Genomic DNA, 26,210 nt, shown 5'->3' on the forward strand with positions numbered 1-26,210 from the left:
GCTTTACTCCTTCACTCTTCCTTCACGCCGTTTCTTTATCGTAACCGCGTACTTTGCCGACGATATAGGTCAGCACGAAGGCTGCGGCGCAGCCGGTTAACCATGAGAGGATGTACTGTAAATATTTACCGTCGGCGATGAGCGGCAGCGCGGAGAGCCCGGCGGCGCCCACGCCGTTGGTCGAAACCCCCAGCAGCACCACCATCATTCCGCCAAAGCCGGCGCCGATAGAACCGGTAATAAAGGCGAAACCGGCCGGGATATTGACGCCGAAAATCGTCGGCTCTCCCACCGCCAGGATGGAGGTCGGGATCGCCCCTTTGGCGATTTTCTTCATCATCGGATCGCGCGTCAGCAGCAGAACCGCCGTCGCCGCGCCAACCATTCCGGCGTTGGACATAATCTGAATGGCGAACAACGGAGCGTGCCCGGTCGCGTTGATCATCTCCAGGTGAATAGGGAACAAGCCATGGTGCAGGCCGAGTGAGATCAGGAACGGGAACAGCGCCGAGAGCGCAAAGCCCGCCGCAATGCCGCCGGTAGAGAGCAGGCCGTTTAGCCCGTGGAGGATACCGTTAGAAATAACGCCCGCCACCGGCATAATCACCAGCAGCAGCGCCGCTGCCATCACCACCAGTACGATGGTCGGCGTGACCACCACATCAACAATATCCGGGACAAAGCGCCGAACCTGCTTTTCCAACAGGCACATCAGCCAGGCGCAAAGAATGACGCCGATCAGCCCGCCCTGCCCCGGAATCAGCCCCAGCGCAGTAATCTGCGGCACGATGGTGATCGCCCCCAGCAGGCCGCCCATCACCGCGTTGCCGTCAAACTCTTTCGCCGCCGTCACGCCGGTATAGATGGCGAGGAAGCCGAACAGCGCTTTAGAGACGATATCAAGGAACTGGCTGATGCTGAGCAGGTGCCGTTGATCGAGCACCACCTGGGTTGGCGACAGATCCCCCAGCGCCGCCACCTGATTCGCCAGCGCCCAGGAGGCGGCGGAGTTCACCAGCAAGTTGTTAATCCCCATCAGAATACCGGCGGCGATCAACGACGGTAGGATCGGTACAAAAATATTGGCGATATGTTTAAGGATAATTTTGCTACGGGTCTGCTTTTTCGCCTTTTCCCGCGCCAGCTTTGCTTTTTGCTCAACATCGCTTAACGGGGTAGCATCCGCAGGCTGCCCCTTAAGCAGATCGTTAATCACGTTTGCGACCTTGGTCGATTTGCCCGGCCCGACGATCGCCTGCAGGGTATCGTCCTCCACCACGCCGAGTACGCCTTCGATGCTTTTGAGCGCGGCGATATCGACCCGCGATGGATCGCTTATGGTCATCCGTACGCGAGTCATACAGTTCGTCACGTGCAGCAAATTCGCCAGGCCGCCGCAGTGTTTCACAATCGCGTGTCCCACCTTGTTGTAGTCCATACAGAGGTTCCTTTATTATTTTTGTGTGCAATTGTTATAACAATATAATGTTATTATATTTGTGAGGAGCGTCATAAAGGCGAATTAACGATCGTTTTGCCGGCAGCAGAAACGAAAAAAGAGGCCGAAGCCTCCTTGAGCAGATAGTGGTCAGGATGAGCACATTTCCCGGGTTGCGCTGCATTTATTCGGGCTACCTGCCCACAGACGGCGGTAACCCCGTAGACCCGGTAAGACGTCAGCCGCCACCGGGGGAAGAGCACTGAATAGCGCTGTGGTTATTATGCTGCCATCCGGGAGCCGGAAAGCGTGGCTACACTATGCCTGGCGCAGGTTCTGCGCGGCCTTGACCATGTTGGTCAGCGCGCTCAGGGTTTCCGGCCAGCCGCGGGTTTTCAGGCCGCAGTCCGGATTTACCCACAGGCGCTCGGCCGGGATACGCTGCGCGGCTTTCTTCAGCAGCGCTTCGATCCACTCCACGCTCGGCACGTTTGGAGAGTGAATGTCGTACACGCCCGGCCCGATTTCATTCGGATAGTCGAACGCTTCGAACGACTCCAGCAGCTCCATATCGGAGCGCGAAGTTTCGATGGTAATGACGTCCGCATCCAGCGCGGCGATAGAATCCATGATGTCGTTGAACTCGCAGTAACACATGTGGGTGTGGATTTGCGTGTCGTCTTGCGCTACCGCCGCGTTGATGCGGAAAGCTTCCACGCCCCACGCCAGATACGTATCCCAGTCGCTACGCTTCAGAGGCAGACCTTCGCGCAGCGCTGGTTCGTCGATCTGGATGATACCGATACCAGCGGCTTCCAGGTCCGCCACTTCGTCGCGCAGCGCAAGGGCAATCTGCTTCGCAATCGTTTCACGGGTGACGTCCTCACGCGGGAAGGACCAGCAAAGAATGGTCACCGGACCGGTCAGCATGCCTTTTACCGGTTTATCGGTCAGCGACTGAGCGTATTTAGCCCACTCAACGGTAATCGCCTCCGGACGGCTGACATCGCCGATCACCACCGGGGGTTTGACGCAGCGGGAACCATAGCTTTGTACCCAGCCGTTCTGAGTGAAGATAAACCCATCCAGGTGTTCGCCGAAGTATTCCACCATGTCGTTACGCTCGGCTTCACCGTGTACCAGCACGTCCAGACCCAGGCGCTCCTGCTCCATAATCGCCTGACGGATGTGTTCGGCGATGCCGGTGCGGTAGTTGTTCGCATCCAGGTTGCCCTTTTTAAAGTCCAGACGCAGGCCGCGGATCTCGGTGGTCTGCGGGAAAGAACCGATCGTGGTGGTCGGCCAGGCAGGTAGCTTAAAGCGGGCGCGCTGCGCTGCGGCGCGAACTTGATAGGCGCTTTGGCGCTGGCTGTCCTGAGCGGTGATGGTCGCCAGACGCTTCTCCACCGCCGCGTTATGCACGCGGGTTGAGTGGCGACGGGCCTGAATCGGCGCGCTCCATTCAGCAATCGCGGTGGTATCGCCACTGTTCAGCGCATCTCGCAGCAGCGCCAGCTCCTCACATTTTTGCAGGGCGAAGGCAAACCAGCTCTTCACTTCAGCATCGAGCCGCGTTTCCACGCTCAAATCAATTGGGCAGTGTAGCAGGGAGCAGGAAGAGGCGACCCACAGTTCGCGTTGACCGACGATAGCTTTAATTTTCGCGTATTTCTCGCTCAGATCGGCGCGCCAGACGTTGCGGCCGTTGATCAGTCCGGCAGAGAGCAGCCAGTCGGCAGGCAGGCGTTTATGCAGTTCGGCGACATCATCCTGGCCGTGCACCAGGTCCACGTGCAGACCCTGTACCGGCAGCGCGGCGATGGTATCGAAGTTATCGGTAATGCCTTCAAAGTAGGTGGTCAGCAGCAGCTTAACCTCGCCGCTAAGCGCCTCGTAAGCCGGTTTGAAGGCATCCAGCCACGCCTGCGGCAGTTCCAGTACCAGCGCCGGCTCATCAATCTGCACCCATTCAATGCCGCGTTTTGCCAGTTCAGCCAACACCTGCTGGTAAACCGGCAGAATATCGTTCAGCAGGCTCAGGCGGTCGAACGGCTCGCCTTTAACCTTACCGAGCCACAGGTAAGTAACCGGCCCGAGCAGGACGGGTTTCGCCTTGTGGCCCAGCGCCAGTGCTTCATCCACTTCATCCAACAGCTGGGTCCAGGTCAGTTTGAACCGCTGGCCCTTTACGAATTCCGGCACCATGTAGTGGTAGTTGGTATTAAACCATTTGGTCATTTCCGCCGCCGCAGCCGGTTCGCCGGTCGGCGCGCGACCACGGCCAATGCGGAACAAGGTATCGATATCAACGGAGCCGTCTTTGTTCTGATGACGAGCCGGCACGTTACCAAGCAGCAGGCTGGTGGTCAGAACATGGTCGTACCAGGCGAAATCGCCTACCGGCAGCAGGTCAACGCCGGCCTGCTTCTGTTGAGCCCAGTGGCGAGCGCGCAGCTCGCGGCCGACAGCCAGCAGTTCTTCGCGGCCGGTATTGCCCGCCCAGTAGCTTTCTTGCGCTTTCTTCAGCTCGCGACGCAGGCCAACGCGAGGGAAACCGAGGGTGTGGTTAATAATTGTCATTTTTTGAGCCTCATAATTGCAATCCGAAAGATTTCGGATTTAGGGAAGGCGGCAAACTTGCTCATCCCCAGGAGCTTACTGAAGTAAGTGACTGGGGTGAGGAAGTGCAGCCAACGCACCATAAATTCGAAAGATAAAGGATTTAGACGTCCAGATGTTTACACATCCATAATTGGCAGTTACTGTATATTCCTCAAGCGCAAATTATTCATGCCGAAGTGAAGGACTTTCATGATCGAAATTAAACACCTGAAAACGCTCCAGGCGTTGCGGAATAGCGGTTCTCTGGCAGGGGCGGCGGCGGCCCTGCACCAGACCCAATCCGCATTGTCCCACCAGTTCAGCGATCTGGAACAGCGCCTCGGCTTCCGTCTGTTTGTGCGTAAAAGCCAGCCGCTACGCTTTACGCCGCAGGGAGAGATCCTGCTGCAGCTGGCAAATCAGGTACTGCCGCAAATCAGCCGCGCCCTGCAGGATTGCAATGAGCCGCAGCAAACCCGGCTGCGTATCGCTATCGAATGCCATAGCTGTATCCAGTGGCTGACCCCGGCGCTGGAGAGTTTTCGCGCCCGTTGGCCGCATGTGGAAGTGGATTTCCAGTCCGGGGTGATCTTCGATCCGCAGCCGGGCCTGCAGCAGGGCGAGCTGGATCTGGTGATGACCTCAGATATCCTGCCGCGCAGCGGCCTGCACTATTCACCGATGTTTGATTTCGAAGTGCGCCTGGTGATGGCGCCGGACCATCCGCTGGCGGCAAAGATGCGCATTGCGCCTGAGGATTTAGCGACCGAAATGCTGCTGATTTACCCGGTGCAGCGCGCGCGCCTGGATATCTGGCGTCACTTTTTACAGCCAGCAGGAATCAGCCCGCAGTTGAAAAGCGTCGACAATACGCTGCTGTTAATTCAGATGGTGGCGGCGCGGATGGGGATCGCCGCCCTGCCGCACTGGGTAGTGGAAAGCTTTGAGCGCCAGGGTCTGGTGGTCACCAAAACCCTGGGCGAAGGACTGTGGAGCCGACTGTACGCCGCGGTGCGCGACGGCGAGCAACGTCAGCCGGTCACCGAAGCGTTTATTCGCTCAGCGCGGAATCACGCTTGCGACCATTTGCCGTTTGTGCGGAGTGCGGAGCGACCCAGCGTCGATGAACCCATAGCGAGGCCAGGATCACCAGAGCGCCAATAATAAAGCTCGGCCAGCGTGGCTGCGTCTGCCAGATGGCCAGGTTCACCAGCAACCCGGCGGGCACGTGCATATTGTTCATGATGCCGAGCGTACCGGCATCGACCTGGGTGGCGCCGTAGTTCCACATAAAGTAGCCAATTCCCGATGCCGCCACGCCAAGAAACACCAGAATGCTCCACTGTAGCGAGGTTTCCGGCATTTTCTGCGCGTTACCCAGCATCGTCCAGGCAACCACCGCCACCAGAAACGCCCCGATGTAGAACCAGGCGAAGGCATTGTGCTGCGGCATCGGACGCGTTTCCATCAGCCGCTTGTAGCCCACCATGCCAATCGCGAAGCTGATGTTGGAGAGCTGCACCAGGATCAGACCGGTCCAGAAATGATTGGTCACCTGGTCATAACGGATGATGCCCGCGCCGATAACCGCCAGCAGCGCGCTGCAGGCGTAGCCCCAGCGCAGGCGACGGCGGCTCATCACATCGTAAATCAGCGTGATGTAGAGCGGCGTCAGGACGGTAAACAGCAGAAGCTCAGATACCGTCAGGTACAGATAGGCCTGGAAACTCAGCATATACATAATGCCGAGCTGCATCGCTCCTACCAGCATATACAGGCCGATAGTGGTCAGGCTCTGCCCGCGGGTGCGCAGGAAGGGCAAAAACACCAGTGCCGCCAGGCCAACGCGCGCCAGCACCGCAAAATAGCTGTCGACGTGGCCTGCCAGGTATTCGCCATAGAGGCTAAAGGAAAAGGCCCACAGAATGGTGGTGATAATCAGTAGCGCCACAATGAATGTCTCGTAGAGTAAAGAACACCCATTGTAGCGAAGTGACAGGTTGACAACTGCTCATTAAAAAAACAATCGTCAATCTTTTTTAGTCAAGATAGAGTTTACGCAGGTAGTGGGGAACGGCATCATCAACATTGCTGCCAATCACTTCCAGCTCAGGGTGAAGATCTTTCAGCCGCTGGTGCGCGTTGGCCATAATGCAGCCCTTGCCCGCCATTGACAGCATCTCCGCATCGTTCATACCGTCGCCGAAGGCGATACACTCTTTCAGGCTATAGCCAAGCATTTTCGCCACCGCCTCCAGCGCATGCCCTTTCGACACGCCGCCCGCCATCACTTCAAGGCAGGTGACGGTAGAGAAGCTCACGTTCACGCGATCGCCCCAGCGGGCGTTGATCGCCTGCTCCAGCGGCAGCAAATGCTCATGCTTATCGCAGGTGAAAAAGACTTTGCTGATGCCTTCCGGGTCCAGCTCGCCCGGCTCGTACAGCTTGTAGTTAAACACCGCTTCTTTGAAGAAGCGCATCTCTTCCGGACGATGGCGATTCATATACCACTCATCTTCACGATAGACGTTGGTCACAATCGCCCGATCGTTACGCATCATTTCGAACAGGTCGGCGGCGATATCGCGGTCAAGGTTGTGGGCGAAGATCTGCTTTCCTTCGCTATCGTGCACGCGAGCGCCGTTCGAGGTGATCATATAGGATTTAATGCCGAGATTATCGCGAATTTGCCCAACATCGATGTAGTGGCGGCCGGTCGCGAACACGAAGTTGATACCGCGTGCGGTAAGCAGCTTCAGCGTCTCTTTGGCGTAGGGGGTTAGGCAGTGATCGGGAGAAAGCAGCGTGCCATCTAAATCAGACGCAACAACCTGGTACATAAAAATTTTAACCTCTAAGCAGGGCGACGAGCGTTTCGCCGGATTAAGTGTGTCGACCAAAAAAATCGACGATAGCGTTTAGCGCGACCGAGCGCATGGCGTCCTTTTCAAAAAGGATCTCATGGTATGCCCCTTCTATGACAAACGGCTTATCCCCTTCACAGGGGTGACCGCCAGCGGCGCGAAGTTCACAGTAGCGATCGTGCATACGATTATCGACCACCCGCTCTTCTTCCGCCTGGAGCAATAATGTTGGCGTGACGTCTTTCTCCGCACCGGCCAGCACCTCTTCGCCGGCGAGAATCCCCTCGCGCACCCAGTGGAACGTAGGCCCGCCGACCCGTAGCTGCGGCTCATCGGCGTAAAAACGCAGGTTGCGGCGATAGCGTTGGCGGCTGTGCGTCAGTACGTTGACCGCAAAGGGCAGCGCGCGCCAGCGGCCGGTACCGAGGGCATACTCTTCACGAATGCGCTGATGGCCCTCAGCCCAATCGAGAATATGGCGCACCATCCAGTCAGGCAGGCGCATAACGATACCGAACATCGGCGCGCAGAGCGCCATCGCATCGCAATGCTGTTGGTAGCGCTGCAAAAATAGCGTCGCAATGGCACCGCCCATGGAGTGGGCGAGTATAAACCGCTTTCGCCAGCGTCCGGGCGCCACTTGCTGCTGCCAGAACGCGGCGAGATCGTCGACGTAATCGCTGAAATTAACGACGTGCCCGCGGTGGGTGTCTGAAAGCATTCGCCCGGAGCGCCCCTGGCCGCGATGATCGATAATCATCACGTCAAAGCCGCTGCGGAAAAGATCGTAAGCCACTTCGGCGTACTTAACGTAGCTTTCAATGCGACCCGGGCAGATAACCACGACCCGATCATGACTGTTGGCGCAGAAACGAACAAAGCGCACCGGAACGTTATCCACGCCCGTAAATTCAGCCTCTTCCCGCTGACGCCAGAAATCGGTCAGTGGCCCCATGGTAAAGGCCGCAAACGCGTTTTCTCGTGTTTCCCAGTCCTTTTGCTGCAAAAACATCGGGCTTACACCCCTGATAACCGCTGAAAATCGTTTTTTTGTCGTGCATCACACAATGCTTACACAATAGCGTATTGTGGCATAAAAACAGACAATCAGGGAGTTTCTCATGACGTTCGAGTGGTGGTTTGCCTATCTGCTGACATCGATTATTCTCAGCCTGTCACCCGGCTCCGGGGCGATAAATACCATGACCACCTCAATCAACCATGGCTATCGCGGCGCGGCGGCCTCTATTGCCGGTCTGCAGACCGGGCTCGGCATCCATATTGTGCTGGTGGGTATTGGCCTGGGCACGCTGTTTTCCCGTTCGCTGTTGGCCTTTGAAATTCTTAAATGGGCGGGTGCCGCTTATCTTATCTGGCTCGGCATTCAGCAATGGCGAGCTGCCGGCTCTATCGATCTTAACACCCTGGCGAAAGCGCAGACCCGCGGCAAACTCTTTAAACGCGCGGTCTTCGTAAATCTGACCAACCCGAAAAGCATCGTGTTCCTCGCCGCGCTGTTCCCGCAGTTTATCGTGCCGAATGAGCCCCAGGTGATGCAGTACCTCGTGCTCGGCATCACCACCATCGTGGTCGATATTATCGTGATGATTGGCTACGCCACGCTGGCGCAGCGTATTGCCGCGTGGATTAAGGGACCGAAGCAGATGAAAGCGCTAAACAAGGTCTTTGGCTCCCTGTTTATGCTGGTCGGCGCCCTGCTGGCTTCCGCCCGCCACGCCTGATGTATAGATAAACAACAAATTACCGTACTGATGACTCTGGCAGAGAAATGGCTTGAGGAAGGTATGCAGAAGGGCAATTAAGGAAGGCATAAAAGAGGGCGAACGTGCTGCGCTTCTTAACGTCGCAAAGGCCATGCTCGAGCCGGGCATTGATACTATTGCGGTTATGGAAATGACCGGCCTCACGTCCGACGATTTGCAGCAGCTCCGTCATTAATACCCGGCCCGCCCATAATCTCCTGGGCGGGACGCTGAAGGGTTAACGCGAAATAATCAGATGAATACCGAAGCCAGCGAATAGCGTACCGGCGATGCCGTCGATCCACTTCGCCATCCGCTGGTAGCCGCGGCGCATGCCCGGAAGGGCGAACAGGCTGGCAACCACCATAAACCAGGCCAGCGTCTCCAGTACGATCAGCAGGAAAATCCCCCAGCGCGCGCCGGAACTGACGCTGTCACCGACAAACAGCGAGAACACGGAGCCAAAATAGATAATCGCTTTTGGGTTAGCCAGATTAGTCAGCAGCCCTTTCAGGAAGCTCCGGCCGCTGCGCGCCAGTTCGACCTGAGGCTCAACCGCCGCTGCCGCTTCGCTTTTTTTCAGCGCGCCGCGCAGCATCTGGAAGCCCATCCAGCACAGATACAGTCCGCCGCCGACCATAATAATGGTATGCAGCCAGGCCATCTTCTCGATAATCAGGTTCAGGCCGAGCAGGGCTACGCCCGCCCATACCATCACCCCGCAGGTGATCCCCAGCACGCCCATCATCGCCTCTTTGCGGGAGCGGCTAACAGCGGTTTGTGAGACAAAGAAAAAGTCCGGGCCAGGACTCATCAGCGCAATGATATGCACCAGCGCCACGGTGAAGAAAAGCGTCAACATGATTAACTCGCAGGAAAATAGTCAGGACGAAAACTATATTTGCACTTTTTCGTCTGGCTGACTACTCATCATCGCCATCCACGTGCGCCCGGATCAGGGCCATAAACTCTTTACCAAAGCGCTCAAGCTTACGCGTACCGACACCGTTGACGCTGAGCATCTCACCGGCCGTCAGCGGCGTTTGCTCGGCCATTTCAATTAGCGTCGCATCGTTAAACACCACGTAGGGCGGGATATTCTCTTCGTCGGCAATCGCTTTACGCAGTTTGCGCAGCTTAGCGAACAACTTACGATCGTAATTACCGCCGAAGGATTTCTGCATCGCTTTCGGCTTCAGCGCCACAATACGCGGTACGGCAAGCTGTAGCGTTACGTCGCCGCGCAGGACCGGACGCGCGGCCTCGGTAAGCTGTAGCGCAGAGTGCTGGGCAATATTCTGCGTCACCAGCCCCAAATGAATAAGTTGACGGATAACGCTGACCCAATGCTCATGGCTCTGTTCGCGCCCGATACCGTAGACCGGCAGCTTATCGTGCCCCATATCGCGAATACGCTGGTTATTAGCGCCGCGCAGCACTTCCACGACATAGCCCATACCAAAACGTTGGTTGACGCGGTAAATCGTCGACAGCGCCTTACGCGCATCCATTAAGCCGTCGTACTGTTTCGGCGGGTCGAGGCAGATATCGCAGTTGCCGCACGGCTCCTGGCGCCCCTCACCAAAGTAGTTGAGCAGCACCAGACGGCGGCAGGTTTGCGCTTCGGCAAAGGCCCCCATCGCGTTGAGCTTATGGCGTTCAATGTCCTGCAGCGGCCCGGCAGGCTTCTCTTCAAGGCAGCGTCTGAGCCACGCCATATCCGCCGGATCGTAAAACAGCATCGCTTCGGCAGGCAGCCCATCGCGCCCGGCGCGCCCGGTCTCCTGGTAATAAGACTCAATATTGCGGGGAATATCGAAATGCACCACAAAGCGGACGTTCGGTTTGTTGATACCCATACCGAAGGCCACCGTTGCCACTACGATTTGCAGGTCGTCGCGCTGGAATTTCTCCTGCACGTCGGCGCGGATATGGTTTTCCAGCCCGGCGTGGTAGGCCGCGGCGCTGATGCCGCGGCTTTGCAGGCGAGCGGCGGTATCTTCCACTTTTGACCGGCTATTGCAGTAGATAATGCCCGACTTACCGCGCTGGTCCTGCACGTAGCGCATCAGCTGATCCAGCGGCTTAAACTTCTCCATCAGCATATAGCGGATGTTGGGACGGTCGAAGCTGCTGACCTGAATGAGCGGGTCGTTCAGGTCCAGAAGGCGGACAATGTCGCGACGCGTAGTGTCATCGGCCGTGGCGGTCAGCGCCATAAACGGGATGTGCGGTATCCGCTGGCGCAGCTGCCCTAACGCGGCATATTCCGGACGGAAATCGTGTCCCCACTGGGATATACAGTGCGCCTCGTCTACCGCCACCATCGACAGATTCCAGTGCGTAAGATGCTCAAGGAAGTTGTCCAGCATCAGGCGCTCCGGGGCGATATACAGCAGGCGAATCTGCCCACTGCGGCAGCCGGCCATCACGTCCTGCTGCTGCTCCCGGCTCTGCGTTGAGTTCAGGCACGCCGCCGCCACGCCGTTAGCCAGCAGTTGATCGACCTGGTCCTTCATCAAGGAAATAAGCGGCGATACCACGACGGTGAGACCGCCCAGTACCAGCGCCGGAACCTGATAACACAGCGACTTGCCGCCGCCGGTTGGCATCACCACCAGGCAATCGCGCCCGGCCAACGCCGTATCAATGATGGTTTCCTGGCCCGGGCGAAATTGCTGGTAGCCGAAGGTCTCTTGTAAAACCTGCTTAGCCAGCGATTCCTGATTCAATACTTCCGCCTGCGCCACGTTGACCCCATATGCCTGAAAAGAAAACAGGCGCTATTTTCAGCGCCTGAGAGCCAGAGTGCAACGATTAAAACAGATCGTTGAGCATCAGCCCGACGCCGACGCGGGTCTGATTGAAGTTATAATCGATGAGCGACTCGCCATAACCGCTATAGACCTGAGTATAGACGCGCACGTGTTTGGTGATCGGATAGCTCACCCCGAGCTCGGCACCGCCGTAGCCGGTATTCCAGTTATATTGTCCCTGGGCGCTGAGAATGGCGTCGCCCAGTTGATAGCCCACTTTCAGGCGGTAATAACCCATATATTTGGTGATATCCGGATTATCGTCGGTGCTGCCAATCACGTACCAGGGCTTCACCTCGACCAGCCAGTTGCCGTTTTGCGCCATCAGCCGGGTATAGAGGCGGTTCCAACTGCGGGAGGTGGGATCGGAACGGCCGTTAGAGTCGTGGTTATAACCCATCTCAACGTCGCGCAGCGTCCAGCCAGCGAACGAGTAATCGGTCGCGAAACCGAGGAACAGCTGCGGCTCATAGTTGGTTTCGCGAAACGGCGCGGACTCTTTGCTGTTGGAGAGCTGCCACCAGGATTTTTGCGTATACGAAGCGCCCAGCAGCGAGTTTTCGCCGAGTATCCCCCGCCACAGCGGAAACGCCAGGCTGAGCTGGAATTTCACTTCATCTTTACGCGCGTTCTCGGCCCAGTCGTAGCTACGAATCGCTTCTTTGTTAAGATCGCTGGTCCACGTATAGAGCAAATAGTTGCTCTCATAGGGATAGAGCAGGAACGGATTATCATGATCCTGTAACAGGTTGGCGATAATACTCCCGCGAACGGCAGGGGTGTCGTGGACCTGTTTATTCACCGGCGCGTCCTGCGCCAGAACGCCGGCCGGAAGCGCAATAAGCGCCAGCAGGCAGGCCAAAGAGATACGCATTGCTGTTCTCCTGGATGGATATTTATTATTTCTGTTTAACCCAGGCAGCATTCTACCTATTTATGCGGCATCTGACCTGTTATCCGTTCTTAAAGTAGAAATCAATATTTTAGAAGCATAAAATCAACATTTCATTAACCTTTGGAAATGTTGTTATGTCTGAACTGACCGCCGCCGCCGCCCTGAAGCTGGTGGGAGAGATCTTCGTCTACCATATGCCGTTTAATCGCGCCTTAGGACTGGAGCTGGAGCGCTATGAAAAGGAATTTGCCCAGCTGAGTTTCAACAACCAGCCGATGATGGTCGGCAACTGGGCGCAGAGTATTTTACATGGCGGAGTGATCGCCTCCGCGCTGGACGTTGCCGCCGGGCTGGTATGCGTCGGCAGCACACTGACTCGCCACGATACCATTAATGAAGAAGAGCTGCGCCAGCGTCTGTCGCGGATGGGTACCATCGATTTGCGCGTCGACTACCTGCGTCCGGGCCGCGGGGAACGCTTTACCGCTACCAGCAGCCTGCTGCGCGCCGGTAACAAAGTGGCGGTAGCCCGCGTCGAGTTGCATAACGAAGAGCAGGTGTATATCGCCAGCGCCACAGCGACGTATATGGTGGGTTGATCGGCCTAAATCGAGTAACATCACTCTCTTTGGCAATGGATTTGTACCGATGGACGCTAAACAAACGCGGGTAGGGGTTCTCCTGGCCCTGGCCGCCTATTTTATCTGGGGTATCGCGCCAGCGTACTTCAAGCTTATCTACTATGTTCCCGCCGATGAAATCCTGACTCACCGCGTGATCTGGTCCTTCTTCTTCATGGTGGCGCTGATTAGCGTCAGCCGCCAGTGGCCGCAGGTCAAAAGGCTGCTGAAGACGCCAAAAAAAGTGTTGCTGCTGGCGCTCTCTGCGGTGCTGGTGGGCGGTAACTGGCTGCTGTTTATCTGGGCGGTGAATAACCATCATATGCTGGAAGCCAGCCTGGGCTACTTTATCAACCCGCTGGTGAACATTCTGCTGGGGATGATCTTCCTCGGGGAGCGTTTCCGTCGGATGCAGTGGCTGGCGGTGCTGCTGGCCGCCTGCGGCGTGCTGGTACAGCTCTGGACCTTCGGCTCGCTACCGATTATCGCCCTGGGCCTGGCCTTCAGCTTCGCTTTTTACGGCCTGCTGCGTAAAAAGATCGCCGTGGATGCGCAAACCGGGATGCTGTTTGAAACGCTCTGGCTGCTGCCAGTCGCCGCGATATATCTGTTTGGCATCGCCGATAGCCCGACCAGCCATATGGGGCAGAACCCGTGGTCGCTGAACCTGCTGCTGATGGCGGCAGGCGTGGTGACCACCATCCCGCTGCTGTGCTTTACCGGCGCGGCAACCCGCCTGCGCCTTTCTACGCTGGGCTTCTTCCAGTATATCGGCCCGACGCTGATGTTCCTGCTGGCGGTAACCTTCTACGGCGAAGTGCCGGGTGCGGATAAAATGGTGACCTTCGCCTTTATCTGGGTGGCGCTGGCGATTTTCGTGATGGATGCGGTTTACACAATACGCCGGACGCGTAGGGCATAGAGCCAAACTGATACGCAAAAAAGGAGCCGAAGCTCCTTTTTTTACAGCCAGTTTTTGCGTTTAAAGTACAGATAGGGCGCCAGACCGGCGAGCATCATAAAGACAATCGCCCCGGGATAGCCAAAGCTCCAGTGCAGCTCGGGCATAAACTCAAAGTTCATCCCATAGCTGGATGCCACCAGCGTCGGCGGCAGGAACACCACGGAGACCACCGAGAAGATTTTGATGATGCGGTTCTGCTCGATGTTGATAAAGCCCATCGCCGCCTGCATCAGGAAGTTAACCTTCTGGAACAGCGATTCGTTGTGCGGCAGCAGAGATTCGATATCGCGCAGGATCTCACGCGCCTGCTCAAGCTGGCCTGCCGGCAGACGGGCTTTACGCACGAGGAAGTTCAGCGCGCGCTGGGTATCCATCAGACACAGGCGAACTTTCCAGCCGATATCTTCCTGCTCCGCCAGCGTCGAGAGCGCCTCGTCATAGTCGTCGCCCTGACGGCCTTCCATGATCACCCGACTGAGCTTTTCCAGGTCGCTGTAGATGTTTTCGATTTCATCCGCCAGCTGCTCAATTTTGGTTTCGAACAGGTCCAGCAGCAGCTCGTAGGCGTTGCCGTCCACCATAGACTGGCTGCGGGCGCGCATGCGATACAGGCGGAAAGCGGGCAGCTCCCGTTCGCGCAGGGTGAACAGACGCCCTTCGCGGATAGTGAACGCCACGGTAGAGTTACCGGCGTGATCCTCAGCATCTTCAAAAAAGAAAAATGAGTGGATATGCAGGCCGTCTTCATCCTCAAAGAAACGCGCTGACGCTTCGATGTCCTCCAGCTCCGGGCGCGTCGCCAGGTTCTGGCCCAATTCCGTTTGCACGCGGCTTCGTTCATCGTCGTCAGGCTCGACCAAATCGACCCACACCGAACTGGCGAGGTGCTTGATCTCGTCGGCTTCAAGACGCGTTAAACGATTGTTTTCCAGTTGAAATGCGCTCAGCATGACCGGGACTCCCAATGCAAAAAATTATCGGACAGTTCGGTGGGCACACAGAAACAATTTGGGTTTCAGACCATTCAGCCTGACTCAGAGCGACGGGAATAGAACGGGTCGCCGACAACCGCTAAGGCTATCAGCATAAGAGGATAGCCTTAGGAGTTGTTCCTGATGGGCAGGAAATTGAGCCAGCATCTACTGGGTGTGTCCAAGGCGAATGTCCTCTTAGCGTAATCGTGCGCGCATGTTACGCCAGCGCAAAAACGGCGTCAACACGCAACGGAACGCTAAAGAGCAAATCAAGCTCCTTAACGTATAAAGGTAGCAGAATATTACAAAATTATTATATTTTTCTTACTGTTACACTGTTTCCAACCGCGCGTAGGCCGCGACAAGCCATTTGATCCCCTGCCCCTGAAACGCAACCTGTAGGCGGCTGTGTTCACCGCTACCTTCGAGGTTAACGATCGTCCCTTCACCAAACTTGGCATGGCGCACGCGCTGGCCAAGCTTATAGCCGGTGTCGTTTTCCGCCATCGGCGTCCCCATCCGCTGATGGCTGACCGGACGGCTCACCGTCGCCCGCAGCCGTACCTCTTCTACGCACGACTCCGGCAGCTCGCCGATAAAGCGCGACGGACGGTGATACACCTCTTTGCCATACAGGCGGCGAGTTTCCGCGTAGGTCAACGTGAGCTTCTGCATCGCGCGGGTGACACCGACGTAGGCCAGCCGGCGTTCTTCTTCCAGGCGGCCGCCCTCATCCAGCGCCATCTGGCTCGGGAACATCCCCTCTTCCACCCCAACGATAAAGACCTGAGGGAACTCCAGCCCTTTCGCCGAGTGCAGGGTCATCAGCTGTACCGCGTCCTGCCAGGTATCCGCCTGTCCTTCTCCAGCCTCCAGCGCCGCGTGCGAGAGGAACGCCTGCAGCGGCATGAGATCTTCATCTTCTTCGTTGTAGCTGAACTGGCGCGTTGCCGTCACCAGCTCCTCTAAGTTTTCAATACGCGTCTGGCCTTTCTCGCCTTTCTCCTGCTCGTACATCATGCGCAGGCCGGAGTCTTTAATCACCCGGTCGGTCTGCACGTGCAGCGGCATATCGGCGGTTTCCTGCGCCAGCGCGTCAATAAGCTCCATAAAACGCTGCAGGGCGCTGGCGGCGCGTCCGGCGAGGACTTTATCTTTTAACAGTTCGCGACAGGCCTGCCACAGCGTCAGCTGACGGTCGCGCGAGGTCTGACGCACCACGTCCAGCGTGCGATCGCCAATGCCGCGCGTCGGGGTATTCACCACGCGCTCAAACGCCGCGTCGTCATTACGGTTGGCGATCAGACGCAGATAGGAGAGCGCATCTTTAATCTCCTGACGTTCGAAGAAGCGCATGCCGCCATAAATACGATACGGCATGCTGGCCTGCAGCAGCGCCTCTTCCAGCACGCGCGACTGGGCGTTGCTGCGATACAGAATCGCGCACTGCTCCAGCGCCCCGCCGTTTTCTTGCCAGGTTTTGATACGGTTGACGACAAAACGCGCCTCATCAAGATCGTTAAACGCGCAGTAAAGCGAAATCGGCTCGCCGTCGGCGCCGTCGGTCCACAATTTTTTACCCAGCCGCCCGCTGTTGTTCTCAATCAGGGCGTTGGCCGCGCTGAGGATATTGCTGGTCGAACGATAGTTCTGCTCGAGGCGAATAGTTTCCGCGCCGGGGAAATCGTTGAGGAAGCGCTGGATGTTCTCTACCTGCGCGCCGCGCCAGCCGTAGATCGACTGATCGTCATCGCCGACGATCATCACCTTGCCGGTATCCCCCGCCAGCAGGCGGATCCACGCGTACTGAATGTTGTTGGTATCCTGGAATTCGTCAACCAGGATATTGGTAAAGCGCTCGCGGTAGTGCTGCAGGATATGCGGCTTATTCAGCCACAGTTCGTGCGCGCGCAGCAGCAGCTCGGCGAAATCCACCAGTCCCGCGCGATCGCAGGCTTCCTGATAGGCCTGATACACCTTCTGCCAGGTCTGCTCCACCGGGTTACCGTAGCTCTGAATATGGTGCGGGCGCAGGCCTTCGTCTTTCTGGCCGTTGATGTACCACATCGCCTGACGCGGCGGCCACTGCTTCTCATCGAGGTTCATTGCCTTAATCAAACGCTTAAGCAGACGCAGCTGGTCTTCGCTGTCGAGGATCTGGAAGTCCTGCGGCAGGTTGGCGTCAAGGTGATGGGCGCGTAGCAGCCGGTGAGCCAGGCCGTGGAAAGTACCGACCCACATACCGCCCTGGGTGGTGCCCATCAGTTGGCCAATACGATGGCGCATCTCCGCCGCCGCTTTGTTGGTAAAGGTCACCGCCATAATGGAGTAAGGGGAACAGTTCTCAACGCTCAGCAGCCAGGCGATGCGGTGTACCAGCACGCGCGTCTTACCGCTGCCCGCTCCTGCCAGAACCAGCATATTCGTACGTGATGCCGCAACGGCTTCACGCTGTTTGTCATTAAGGCTGTCGAGCAGGTAAGAAACGTCCATTGGCACCGCCGGAAATGAGACGCCCGGCAACGTTCAGTTCACCGGGCTACTGTTAATTTATACAGAACTACTGACGATTATATCAGCGAGGTCAGAGATGCCAACCGTGAAATTTCGATGTGCGGCAGCAGACGGCTGTCGGCGGTGCGCATCAGGTCTGCGCCCTGCGGTTTGATCCAACAGGCCTGCATGCCGCAGCGAATGGAGCCCGCCACGTCGGTCGTCAGATCGTCACCAACGTGCAGAATCTGCGCCAGCGGCAGCGCCAACCGCTCTGCCGCCAGATGATACATATCGGCAAAAGGTTTAGAACGCCCGTCCGGACCGGCGCGCAGCACGAAACGGAAGTAGTCGCTCAGGCCAAAAAGTTCCGGCCGGGCATTGCCGTTGGTAATGGCCACCAGCGGCCATTTTTCCGCCAGCTTCGCCAGCGTATCGTGCGTCTCTTGCGGGACGTCGATCAGGCTGCGCCAGTGGGCGAAGTTGGCCATCGCTTCATCCGCCCCCGTTTTCGCCAGCGCCGCAGAAAGCCCGGCGTTGATCATCCCCAGCTCCAGCGCGCGGCGGCGCCACTCGGTGACATCGTGGTAAATTTCCGGCTCTGAGGCCAGCAGCGTCTGGCGCAGCCGGTTGAGTTCGCTGGCGTCAAATTGACTCAGCGACGGATGGTAGCTGCGCACAAAACTCAGCGACTCATGCAGCGTTCGGTCAATCACCGGGCGGTTGTCATAAAGGGTATCGTCCAGGTCAAATGTCAGTGCTGAAATCTGGCCAAGAGGTCGGTAAAAACGCATTATTTCCCCCGTTTGGCGCGCGGATGCGCCGCATCGTACACCGACGCAAGGTGTTGAAAATCAAGATGGGTATAAATTTGAGTGGTGGACAGATTCGCATGACCCAGCAGCTCCTGCACCCCGCGCAGATCGCCGCTCGACTCCAGCATATGGGTCGCGAAGGAGTGGCGCAGCTTATGCGGATGCACGTGGCTGTTGAGGCCCTGCTTAATGCCCCATTCGGCAAAGCGCTTTTGCACGTTACGCGCGGAAATTCGCTTGCCCAGTTTCGATAAGAACAGGGCGTCTTCATCAGCGCCGAACAGGCCGCGCAGGTCGAGCCAGTGCTCAATCCACACCACCGCGTTGCGGCCAATCGGCAGGCGGCGCTCTTTGCTGCCTTTGCCCATCACCCACACCTCGCCGGATTCCAGATCGAGGTGCTTAATGTCGAGATTCACCAGCTCCGAGAGACGCAGCCCCGCGCCGTACATCACTTCCAGCATCGCCCTGTCGCGTACCGCCAGCGGATCGTTGAGATCGATATCCAGCAGTCGGTTAACGTCGTCGACGTCGATATTTTTCGGTAAATGGCGCGGTGTTTTCGGCGCCGAAATCCCCTTTGCCGGATTGGCCGCCAGTTCGCCCTGGCTCACCAGCCAGTCAAAGAAGCTGCGTAAGGCGGAGAGGCGTAAAGCCAGGCTGGCTGGACCCAGTCCCTGACGACGGCTGCGTACCGCCAGGTTACGGACCTGGGCGGCATCGCATTGCTGCCAGCTTTTCAGCCCGGCGTTTTCCGCCAGCGCGATAAGCGTCTCCAGCTGACGGCGGTAGTTCAGCAGCGTTATTGGACTCAACTGACGCTCGACGCCGAGATAGCGTAAAAAGCGCTCTACGGAAGGCAACAGCGGTGAGGCGGTCATGCGCGCTCGATCCAGCGCTCCAGCAATCCCGGGAGCATCGACGCAATTTCCTGCAAAAGCTGCGTTCCCTGGCCTTGTTGATAGTGCTGAGGGTCGCGACTGCTGAACAGCATCACGCCGGGCGCTTCATCTCCCCCCAGCAGCGACATCGCCACCGAACCCACGGCTTTTGCTTCCGGCAGCACCACCAGCAGTTCCGGACCGTTCAATGGGCCAAGATAGTGGCGCTGCTGGCCAAGCCGCTGGATGCGTATGGGCTCAAACGCCTGACGGCTTATCGCCAGATGGGTGAATTTAGAGGGCGCGCCGAGCCGCCAGCTGTCGGGAAACAGGCGCACCGTCGCGCCCGCCAGCCCCAGCTCGCGCGCCCAGCGATGAAAGCGGTTGAGCATTTCATCAAGGCTATCGGCCGCCGCCAGCCGCGTTTGGAGATCAAACAGGCGCTGAAACAGGCTTTCGTTCGCCGTCGCCTGGGCCATCAGCAGCGACATATTCTCTTCCAGCACGTTGATATGATTCCGCGCCCGCGCCATATGCCATTCCACCAGCGAGACCGAACCACGTACCGGATGCGGAACCGACATGTGCTCCACCAGCGCCGCATTACGAATAAAGAATTCAGGATGTTGCAACAGATAGTCCACCACTGCGCGATCGTTCAGCTCGCTGGCGAGTTCCTGCTGTTCTTCCCCGACTTGTTTCATAAATGAATAAATCCGTCATAGACATGTGCCGCCGGGCCAGTCATATACAGCGGTTGGCCCGGACCTTTCCAGGCGATATCAAGACGCCCGCCGGGTAATTCCACGCGGACCTCCTCGCCCAGTAAACCCTGCTGGATACCTACTGCCGCCGCCGCACAGGCGCCGCTGCCGCAGGCCTGCGTTTCACCCGCGCCGCGTTCATACACGCGCAGACGAATATGGGAGCGGCTGACCACCTGCATAAAGCCGATGTTCGCTCGCTCCGGGAAGCGCTCGTGGTTTTCCATCACCGGACCGAGCGTTTCCACCGTCGCGGTTTCCACATCATCGACCTGAATAACGCAGTGCGGATTACCCATCGATACCACGCCGCACAATACTGTCTGTTCGGCGGCGCGCATGATATAGGTCTTTTCCGCTTTGTTCGCGCGAAACGGCACCTGCGACGGTTCGAAGTTCGGCTCGCCCATATTCACGCGCACCAAATCGTCTTCCGTCACGCTTAATACCATACGGCCATTTGACGTACTCACGCGGATGTCACGTTTATTGGTCAGGCCTTTCAGGCGCACAAAGCGGGCGAAACAGCGCGCGCCATTGCCGCATTGCGCCACTTCGCTACCGTCTGCATTGAAGATGCGATAGTGGAAATCGAGCTCTGGATCGTAGGGCGGCTCAACCACCAGCAGCTGATCGAAGCCCACACCAAGATGCCGATCCGCCAGACGGCGAATCAGTTCCGGGGAGAAAAAAACATTCTGAGTTACCGCGTCAACGACCATAAAGTCATTGCCAAGGCCATGCATCTTAGAGAACTGCATCATCTACTCCAGCAGCGCGGAACTGTCAGTAATTCACCTGGGTCGGACCACCGCTATCGCCGCGATCGTTACGATCCGGCGTAGAGCTCTGGATACCGCTATCAACCGGTTTAGTCGGCGGAGGCGCCGTTTTATCCGCTGGCGGGAAATAAAGCGGCCCTTTCAGACCACAGCCGGTCAGGCTGAGGACCGCTAATAAAACGGCAAGCGCTGGGAAAACGTTTTTCATGGATAGTTGCCCGTAATTCATTCTTTCTGCTTTCTATCATCGCAGGAGAAGGCGTAAAAGCAAGCGTTTAGGACAGCTTTATGAAATCAGAAAAGCGCCGTTCCACCAGAGTTACCGCGCAAAAGCGTTGATGGATATGCTCTGGTGATTCATTTTAGCGGAGCTCGCTTCCAGCATTTCTTTAACACCTGTATCGACTGCACAATATCCGCTTCCATTACGCCGGCAAATCCCAGCACCACGCCGTAATGATGGCGGCTTTCAGGCGTACCGGGGATCCACAGCGCGCTCAGCGGGGTAATTTCAACACCTGCCGCCAGGGCCTGGCTAACGAGACGGTTTTCGGTTTCAGCATCCTCCAGCGTAATCGCCGCATGTAGTCCCGAGGCGACTTCCGGCATCACGCCAATATGGCTCAGATGCTGATTCCACTCGGCCAGCAGCAGGTCGCGGCGGCTTTTACTGATTCTGCGCATTCGGCGGATATGGGGCTGGAAATGGCCTTCCGAAATAAAGCTCGCCATCACCTGCTGGTCGTTCATTGGCGGCTGGCGGGTGGATAGCGTGCGCAGCAGGTTCAGCGGTTCCACCAGCGGTTGCGGAACCACCATGTAGCCCAGGCGTAGCGCGGGATACATCACTTTGGAAAACGAACCGATATAAATCACCCGATGGCGGTTATCCAGCGCGGCGAGCGGCATCAGCGGCGTACCGTTATAGCGATACTCGCCGTCGTAATCATCCTCCATAATCCACGCCTGATGCTTTCTGGCCCACTCCAGCAGCGCCATCCGCCGCGATAGCGACAGCGTCGCGCCCGTCGGGTACTGGCATGACGGGCTTACGTAGACCATCCTGGCGTCGGGATAATCCGTCAACTGCGCCGCCTGAAGTCCCTCATCATCAACGTTAATCGCTTTAATATTCAAACCAAGGCAGGAGAATACGCCCGCCGCTGCCCAGTGGCAGGGGTTTTCCATAATGACGTCCTGCCCGGCGCGCAGCAGCAGCGCGGAACACAGCATAATCGCCTGCTGTGCGCCAAGGGTAATAATCACCTGGGCCGGGTCGCACTTCAGGCCGCGCGAGGTGTGCAGATAGCTGGCGATAAGCTCGCGCAGCTGTAGATCTCCCGCCGGTACGCCGTAGCCCATTTGCGCGATGGGTCGCCGCCGCCAGAAGCGGTTTTGCAAACGCGACCAGGTATCAAACGGGAAATGGTCAATCGCGGGCATACCGATGCGAAAAGCCTTCGGCGGGCCGTCGTGAACAAAATGGCGATTAAACCGCGCCGTCAGCGGCAGGCGCGAGTCTACGCGTAAGGCAGGAAATTCAGGCACTTCAGGGCCTTCTTCAACCTCCTGCCCGCGGTAACGTATATAGGTGCCGTCGCCCTGGCGGGTTTCAATCAAATCGTCGGCATATAAGCGCTCGTAGACCGAAACTACCGTATTGCGAGACACCCCCAGCAGCCGCGCCAGCTCACGGGTCGCGGGTAGCTTTGCCCCGTGAAGACCGGGCGTATTCATCATCTTCTCTCTCAGGGCGCGATAAAGCTGCTCGCTACGCTTTCTGCCAGCATCCAGCTTTATTCCCGTTAAATCAAAAGGCAGAGCAACCGACAAATTGGCACCTTAATATCGTGGGTTTTTGGTCCTGTTATACATCCAATATGACAATTAGCATAGGCGCATTAATACTCATGATGAAAGCGATGCCTTTCATCGCTCTCTGAACCCTGAATGATTGAGCCTACTATGTCAGCATCAGAAATCACGATTTTTGCCGCAAAAAAAATCATTACGATGTGTCCGAACCGCCCGGAAACCACCCATGTCGCGGTGCGCGGCGACCGTATTTTAGGTACCGGCACGCTTGAAGAACTCACTGGCTTCGGCGAATACCAGCTGGACGAGACCTTTGCCGACAAAGTGTTAATGCCCGGCCTGATTGAAGCCCACTCCCACGTCACCGGCGGCGGCATGTGGCAGTTCCCCTATGTGGGTTACTACGATCGCCCGGACCATACCGGTAAAATCTGGCAAGGCTGCCGCTCATTCGACGACGTCGTCAGCGCGCTGCAGGCGGTTGAACGTGAGATGACCGATCCACACGCGCCGCTGATCGCATGGGGCGTCGATCCTATTTATTTCGGCAGCGAAAAGCTGGGACGCGAACATCTGGACCGTGTCTCAACCACCCGTCCGGTCGCCGTTATCCATATGAGCATTCACCTGATGGGCGCCAATACCGCTGCGCTGCACGACTGCGGAATATTTGACGACTGCCAGATTGAAGGGGTGGTGAAAAATCAGGACGGTACGCTGCACGGTGAGCTGGTGGAATTCGCCGCCATGGGGCCAATCCTGAATAAATATGGTTTCTGGGACGAGCTCACCACCGAAATCGCCATCGCCAATTTTGGCCAGGAAGCGTTTCGCGCAGGCTGTACCAGCGCTGCCGATATGGGCCTGACCGATTTCAGCAACCCCGAGCTGATGACCAACTACATCCGCATGACCCGTGAAGAGGATTTCCCGATTCGCCTGCTGGTAGCCTACGGTCCTCCGTTCTTGAAGAAACCCTTCCAGGAAGCGCTGGATTTCGCGCCGGACGTGATGCGTCACGGGCACGAAAAAATGCACTTCGGCCCGATGAAAATCTTCCTCGATGGTTCTATCCAGGGCGGTTCAGGAAGAATGCTGGAGCCCTTCTATTATCTCGATGGTCACAACGGCGCGTGGAACGCTACACCGGAAGAGGTGGAGCAGCAGGTCTACGACATTATGTCCCGCGGCTACCAGGTTCACTGCCACTGTAACGGCGACGAGGCTTCGGAAGCGTTCATTAAAGCCGTCGAGAAAACCCTGAATCGTATTCCGGCAGTTAACCACCGCGCGGTAATGCAGCACGCGCAAATGCTGCGTGAAGACCAGTTCAAACGCATCAAAGAAATGGGGATGTGCGTGAACTTTTTCAGCAATCACGTCTATTACTGGGGCGATCAGCACTACAGCAAAACCATGGGCCCGGAGCGCGCGATGCGTATGGATGCCTGCGGCAGCGCAGTGCGTCACGCTATTCCTTTCGCCTTCCACAGCGATTGCGGTATCACCCCCATCAACCCGCTGTTCACCGGCTGGTGCGCGGTTAACCGTCTGACGGCATCCGGGCGCGTGCTGGGCGAAGCGGAGAAAATCTCCGTCGATCAAGCACTGCACGCGATGACACTCGGCGCAGCGTGGACCATGAAAATGGACCATCTGATCGGCAGCATCGAATGCGGTAAATACGCCGACTTCACCGTGCTGGAAGAGGATCCGCAGGCCATCGAGCCGATTCAGCTCAAAGATGTGAAGGTCTGGGGCACCGTGCTGGGCGGTAAGAAACAGCAAATCCAGTAATCCTGTTGCGAACATTATCCACCCGGCGTCGTCGGGCGGATAGCTATTACACAAAATCATTCACGTTGCATCAAGGCGGCACTTAGAGAGTCCCCTGGCGCTTACGACAGTAAGTGACTGGGGTAAACGCAGGCAGCCAACACAGAGGCAGCTTGAAGGATGATGTGTAGATTGCCTGAAATTAACCACAGAACACTATCATGACGACAAATTCAGTAATTAACTCTCCCGGCATATCGCGCAACGCGGCCGCCGATACGGCGATGAAATGGTTGCCGCTTCTGGTACTGTGCCTCGCCCAGCTCTCGACATCCGGCGATAATGCCACGCTGAGCATCGCTACCGGCGCGTTGGTCAGCGACCTGCACGCCTCAATGGATCTCATCAGCATCGCCAACGCGATGTACTCGCTGGCCGCGGGGTCTCTGATGGTCGCCGCCGGAATGGCCGGGCTTATCGTGGGCTGGAAGAAAACCTTCCGCATCGGCTGCGCGCTGCTGTTTCTCGCCGAACTGACCGCTTATTTCTCACCGAACATGCTGGTCTTCACCTACGGCGCCCGTCTGCTTTCCGGTATTGGCGGAAGCTTTATGATCCCGTCGGTGCTGGGGCTTATCGCCAGTAACTACAAAGGCCGCCAGCAGGCGATCGCCTTTGGCGCTATCGGCGCAGCTAGCGGCGTCTCCTTCGCCGCCGGCCCGTTGATTTGCGGCCTGCTGGTTGACCACCTCGGCTGGCGCGCCGCGTTTGCCGCTATCGCCGGCCTGTGCATCGTCATCTTCAGCGGCTCCTTCCTGGTCCCTACGCCGGCAAAACCTGAACGCAAAGTGGTGTTCGATCTGCCCGGCGTCGTCCTGACCGTCATCGGCCTGTTCAGCGTGATCCTCGGCTTCCTGAAAGTATCAAGCTGGGGTCTGTTTACGCCGTTTAACGCGCCGTTCACCGTTATGGGCCTTAGCCCGGCGCCGTTCCTCGTCCTGTTTGGTCTGATCGTGCTGGCGATTATGCTGAAGTGGGAGCGCCATCGCGAAGCCACCACCGGCAGCGCGCTGATCCCGCTGTCGTTCCTCGCAACGCCGCAGGTGCGTAACGGTCTCTATCTGACGGCGTTTATCTTCCTCGCCTACGGTTCCGGTATTTTCGTGACCGTGAGCTTCGTGCAGGTAGTTGCCGGACTGAACGGTATTGAAACCGGCCTGCTCATTCTGCCGTTTGCGCTGGGCGTCGTGGTCTTTTCGCTGGGGCTGCCGATCGTCTGGAAAAACGCGAATCCGAAACGGATGTGCCAGAGCGCGCTGCTCATCGGCACGCTGGGCTCCGTGTTGTGCATCTTCGGCTTCGGCCCGTCTGATTTCAGCATGATCGTGCCGGTAGGGATGTGTCTGATTGGCGTCAGTATGGGCATCGTTTCCGCCTATTCCAGCTATATTGTTACCAGCGCCCTGCCGGCGCGCGATGCACAGCAGTCGGGCGGCGTGCAGGCGACTTCGCGTAACGTCGGCCAGGCAATCGGCGTGGCGGTTTGCGGTATGGTGATGCTGACGGCGATCACCATGACAGTGCAGGATATGGCGAGCCACGACGCTTCGCTGAGCCAGGATACACAGCAAAAAGTGGCGAATATCTCCGTCATTCCTTATCTCAGCGATACCGGCTTCTCAAAGCTAATGCTGGATCAAGGCGTGAATCAAAAGGATGTGACGGAACTCAACCAGGTCTATAAAACCGCCCGCCTGAAAGCTACGCGAGCGGGCATGGTCGCCACCGCGGTCATGACGCTGCTGTTTTTATTCGGGACGCGCAATCTCCCCGTCCGCGCCAAAGGGTCTGACGACGCAGCAGGAGAAGAGCCGCGTGCTAAGAAGTCGAAAATCTGAGTTAAGATCAAAAGATAACTAACAATAACGCGCCCCTCCCGCGAGGAAGGG

23 protein-coding genes and 1 pseudogene are annotated in these 26,210 nt (G+C 57.4%); 7 read left to right on the top strand and 17 right to left on the bottom strand.

The window, feature by feature from the left end; translation table 11 throughout:
• Positions 1–22: 22 nt before the first annotated feature.
• Both K7H21_RS26765 and metE read right to left on the bottom strand, forming a co-directional pair.
• The gene (locus tag K7H21_RS26765; protein ID WP_142446352.1) at positions 23–1,438 is read right to left on the bottom strand and encodes a PTS transporter subunit EIIC; all 1,416 of its coding nucleotides are present in this window, start codon (positions 1,436–1,438) and stop codon (positions 23–25) included.
• 318 nt (positions 1,439–1,756) lie between these two features.
• On the bottom strand, positions 1,757–4,018 hold the full coding sequence (gene metE, locus K7H21_RS26770) for a 5-methyltetrahydropteroyltriglutamate--homocysteine S-methyltransferase (RefSeq protein WP_142445073.1): 2,262 nt from the start codon (positions 4,016–4,018) through the stop codon (positions 1,757–1,759).
• A gap of 231 nt (positions 4,019–4,249) precedes the next feature.
• On the opposite strand from metE, the gene metR reads away from it, so the two are divergent.
• Positions 4,250–5,203 (top strand): HTH-type transcriptional regulator MetR, encoded by a 954-nt coding sequence (gene metR, locus K7H21_RS26775; protein ID WP_004127498.1) that lies wholly within the window; start codon positions 4,250–4,252, stop codon positions 5,201–5,203.
• Here the strand turns inward: metR and K7H21_RS26780 are convergent.
• From K7H21_RS26780 to pldB, 3 genes are all read right to left on the bottom strand, one after another.
• The gene (locus K7H21_RS26780) at positions 5,091–5,990 is read right to left on the bottom strand and encodes a carboxylate/amino acid/amine transporter (protein WP_004127495.1); all 900 of its coding nucleotides are present in this window, start codon (positions 5,988–5,990) and stop codon (positions 5,091–5,093) included. The two genes, metR and K7H21_RS26780, sit on opposite strands and share 113 nt — an antisense overlap.
• Positions 5,991–6,078: 88 nt before the next feature.
• Complete coding sequence (gene yigL / locus K7H21_RS26785; RefSeq protein WP_004127491.1) at positions 6,079–6,879, bottom strand: sugar/pyridoxal phosphate phosphatase YigL; 801 nt, start codon at positions 6,877–6,879, stop codon at positions 6,079–6,081.
• Positions 6,880–6,922: 43 nt separating this feature from the next.
• Entirely contained in the window at positions 6,923–7,915 is a 993-nt protein-coding gene (gene pldB / locus K7H21_RS26790) for a lysophospholipase L2 (RefSeq protein WP_004127488.1), read from the bottom strand.
• Between the two features lie 109 nt (positions 7,916–8,024).
• Here pldB and rhtB point away from each other — a divergent pair, with 109 nt between their 5' ends.
• Together rhtB and K7H21_RS29295 are read left to right on the top strand one after the other, a co-directional pair.
• Positions 8,025–8,645 carry a homoserine/homoserine lactone efflux protein gene (rhtB, locus tag K7H21_RS26795; protein ID WP_004127485.1) on the top strand — a complete coding sequence of 207 codons (621 nt, stop codon included), beginning with the start codon at positions 8,025–8,027 and terminating at the stop codon, positions 8,643–8,645.
• Positions 8,646–8,669: 24 nt separating this feature from the next.
• A pseudogene (locus K7H21_RS29295) lies at positions 8,670–8,862 on the top strand (ISNCY family transposase); the annotation flags it as partial.
• A 42-nt stretch (positions 8,863–8,904) separates the two neighbouring features.
• Here K7H21_RS29295 and rhtC read toward each other — a convergent pair.
• The 3 genes from rhtC to pldA all read right to left on the bottom strand — a co-directional run bounded on the left by rhtC (position 8,905) and on the right by pldA (position 12,356).
• On the bottom strand, positions 8,905–9,528 hold the full coding sequence (gene rhtC, locus K7H21_RS26800) for a threonine export protein RhtC (protein ID WP_004127480.1): 624 nt from the start codon (positions 9,526–9,528) through the stop codon (positions 8,905–8,907).
• A 61-nt stretch (positions 9,529–9,589) separates the two neighbouring features.
• A complete protein-coding gene (recQ, locus tag K7H21_RS26805; protein WP_004127477.1) occupies positions 9,590–11,416 on the bottom strand; it encodes an ATP-dependent DNA helicase RecQ in 1,827 nt (608 codons plus the stop codon).
• A 67-nt stretch (positions 11,417–11,483) separates the two neighbouring features.
• Complete coding sequence (gene pldA / locus K7H21_RS26810) at positions 11,484–12,356, bottom strand: phospholipase A (RefSeq protein WP_049114613.1); 873 nt, start codon at positions 12,354–12,356, stop codon at positions 11,484–11,486.
• A 155-nt stretch (positions 12,357–12,511) separates the two neighbouring features.
• Here pldA and yigI point away from each other — a divergent pair, with 155 nt between their 5' ends.
• Together yigI and rarD are read left to right on the top strand one after the other, a co-directional pair.
• Entirely contained in the window at positions 12,512–12,976 is a 465-nt protein-coding gene (gene yigI, locus K7H21_RS26815; protein ID WP_004097567.1) for an acyl-CoA thioesterase YigI, read from the top strand.
• Positions 12,977–13,025: 49 nt separating this feature from the next.
• Positions 13,026–13,919 carry an EamA family transporter RarD gene (rarD, locus tag K7H21_RS26820; protein WP_142467946.1) on the top strand — a complete coding sequence of 298 codons (894 nt, stop codon included), beginning with the start codon at positions 13,026–13,028 and terminating at the stop codon, positions 13,917–13,919.
• A gap of 41 nt (positions 13,920–13,960) precedes the next feature.
• On the opposite strand, the gene corA is transcribed toward rarD, so the two are convergent.
• The 9 genes from corA to pdxR all read right to left on the bottom strand — a co-directional run bounded on the left by corA (position 13,961) and on the right by pdxR (position 22,503).
• Entirely contained in the window at positions 13,961–14,911 is a 951-nt protein-coding gene (corA, locus tag K7H21_RS26825) for a magnesium/cobalt transporter CorA (RefSeq protein WP_004097564.1), read from the bottom strand.
• 149 nt (positions 14,912–15,060) lie between these two features.
• Positions 15,061–15,117, bottom strand: a complete 57-nt coding sequence (ysgD, locus tag K7H21_RS29450) for a YsgD/CorL family protein (RefSeq protein WP_349817343.1) — start codon at positions 15,115–15,117, stop codon at positions 15,061–15,063.
• A gap of 148 nt (positions 15,118–15,265) precedes the next feature.
• Positions 15,266–17,428, bottom strand: a complete 2,163-nt coding sequence (uvrD, locus tag K7H21_RS26830) for a DNA helicase II (RefSeq protein ID WP_004127467.1) — start codon at positions 17,426–17,428, stop codon at positions 15,266–15,268.
• 77 nt (positions 17,429–17,505) lie between these two features.
• Positions 17,506–18,222, bottom strand: coding sequence for a 5-amino-6-(5-phospho-D-ribitylamino)uracil phosphatase YigB (gene yigB, locus K7H21_RS26835; protein ID WP_004127464.1), 717 nt, complete (start codon positions 18,220–18,222; stop codon positions 17,506–17,508).
• A complete protein-coding gene (gene xerC, locus K7H21_RS26840) occupies positions 18,222–19,124 on the bottom strand; it encodes a tyrosine recombinase XerC (protein WP_004127462.1) in 903 nt (300 codons plus the stop codon). Before xerC ends, yigB begins: the two co-directional genes overlap by 1 nt.
• Positions 19,121–19,828 carry a DUF484 domain-containing protein gene (locus K7H21_RS26845; protein WP_004127460.1) on the bottom strand — a complete coding sequence of 236 codons (708 nt, stop codon included), beginning with the start codon at positions 19,826–19,828 and terminating at the stop codon, positions 19,121–19,123. Before K7H21_RS26845 ends, xerC begins: the two co-directional genes overlap by 4 nt.
• Positions 19,825–20,649: a diaminopimelate epimerase gene (gene dapF, locus K7H21_RS26850; RefSeq protein ID WP_004127458.1), complete on the bottom strand. Its 825-nt coding sequence runs from the start codon at positions 20,647–20,649 to the stop codon at positions 19,825–19,827. The genes K7H21_RS26845 and dapF overlap by 4 nt, the downstream gene beginning before the upstream one ends.
• Positions 20,650–20,674: 25 nt before the next feature.
• Positions 20,675–20,878 carry an LPS translocon maturation chaperone LptM gene (lptM, locus tag K7H21_RS26855; protein WP_024360622.1) on the bottom strand — a complete coding sequence of 68 codons (204 nt, stop codon included), beginning with the start codon at positions 20,876–20,878 and terminating at the stop codon, positions 20,675–20,677.
• Between the two features lie 149 nt (positions 20,879–21,027).
• Positions 21,028–22,503, bottom strand: coding sequence for a MocR-like pyridoxine biosynthesis transcription factor PdxR (gene pdxR / locus K7H21_RS26860; protein ID WP_032741999.1), 1,476 nt, complete (start codon positions 22,501–22,503; stop codon positions 21,028–21,030).
• 132 nt (positions 22,504–22,635) lie between these two features.
• On the opposite strand from pdxR, the gene K7H21_RS26865 reads away from it, so the two are divergent.
• Both K7H21_RS26865 and K7H21_RS26870 read left to right on the top strand, forming a co-directional pair.
• Positions 22,636–24,282 carry an amidohydrolase gene (locus K7H21_RS26865; protein WP_223035477.1) on the top strand — a complete coding sequence of 549 codons (1,647 nt, stop codon included), beginning with the start codon at positions 22,636–22,638 and terminating at the stop codon, positions 24,280–24,282.
• A gap of 200 nt (positions 24,283–24,482) precedes the next feature.
• Complete coding sequence (locus K7H21_RS26870) at positions 24,483–26,159, top strand: MFS transporter (RefSeq protein WP_223035478.1); 1,677 nt, start codon at positions 24,483–24,485, stop codon at positions 26,157–26,159.
• The last annotated feature ends 51 nt before the right edge of the window (positions 26,160–26,210 follow it).

The sequence above is a fragment of the Klebsiella sp. CTHL.F3a genome (assembly GCF_019890895.1).
Classification (GTDB): Bacteria; Pseudomonadota; Gammaproteobacteria; order Enterobacterales; family Enterobacteriaceae; genus Klebsiella; species Klebsiella grimontii.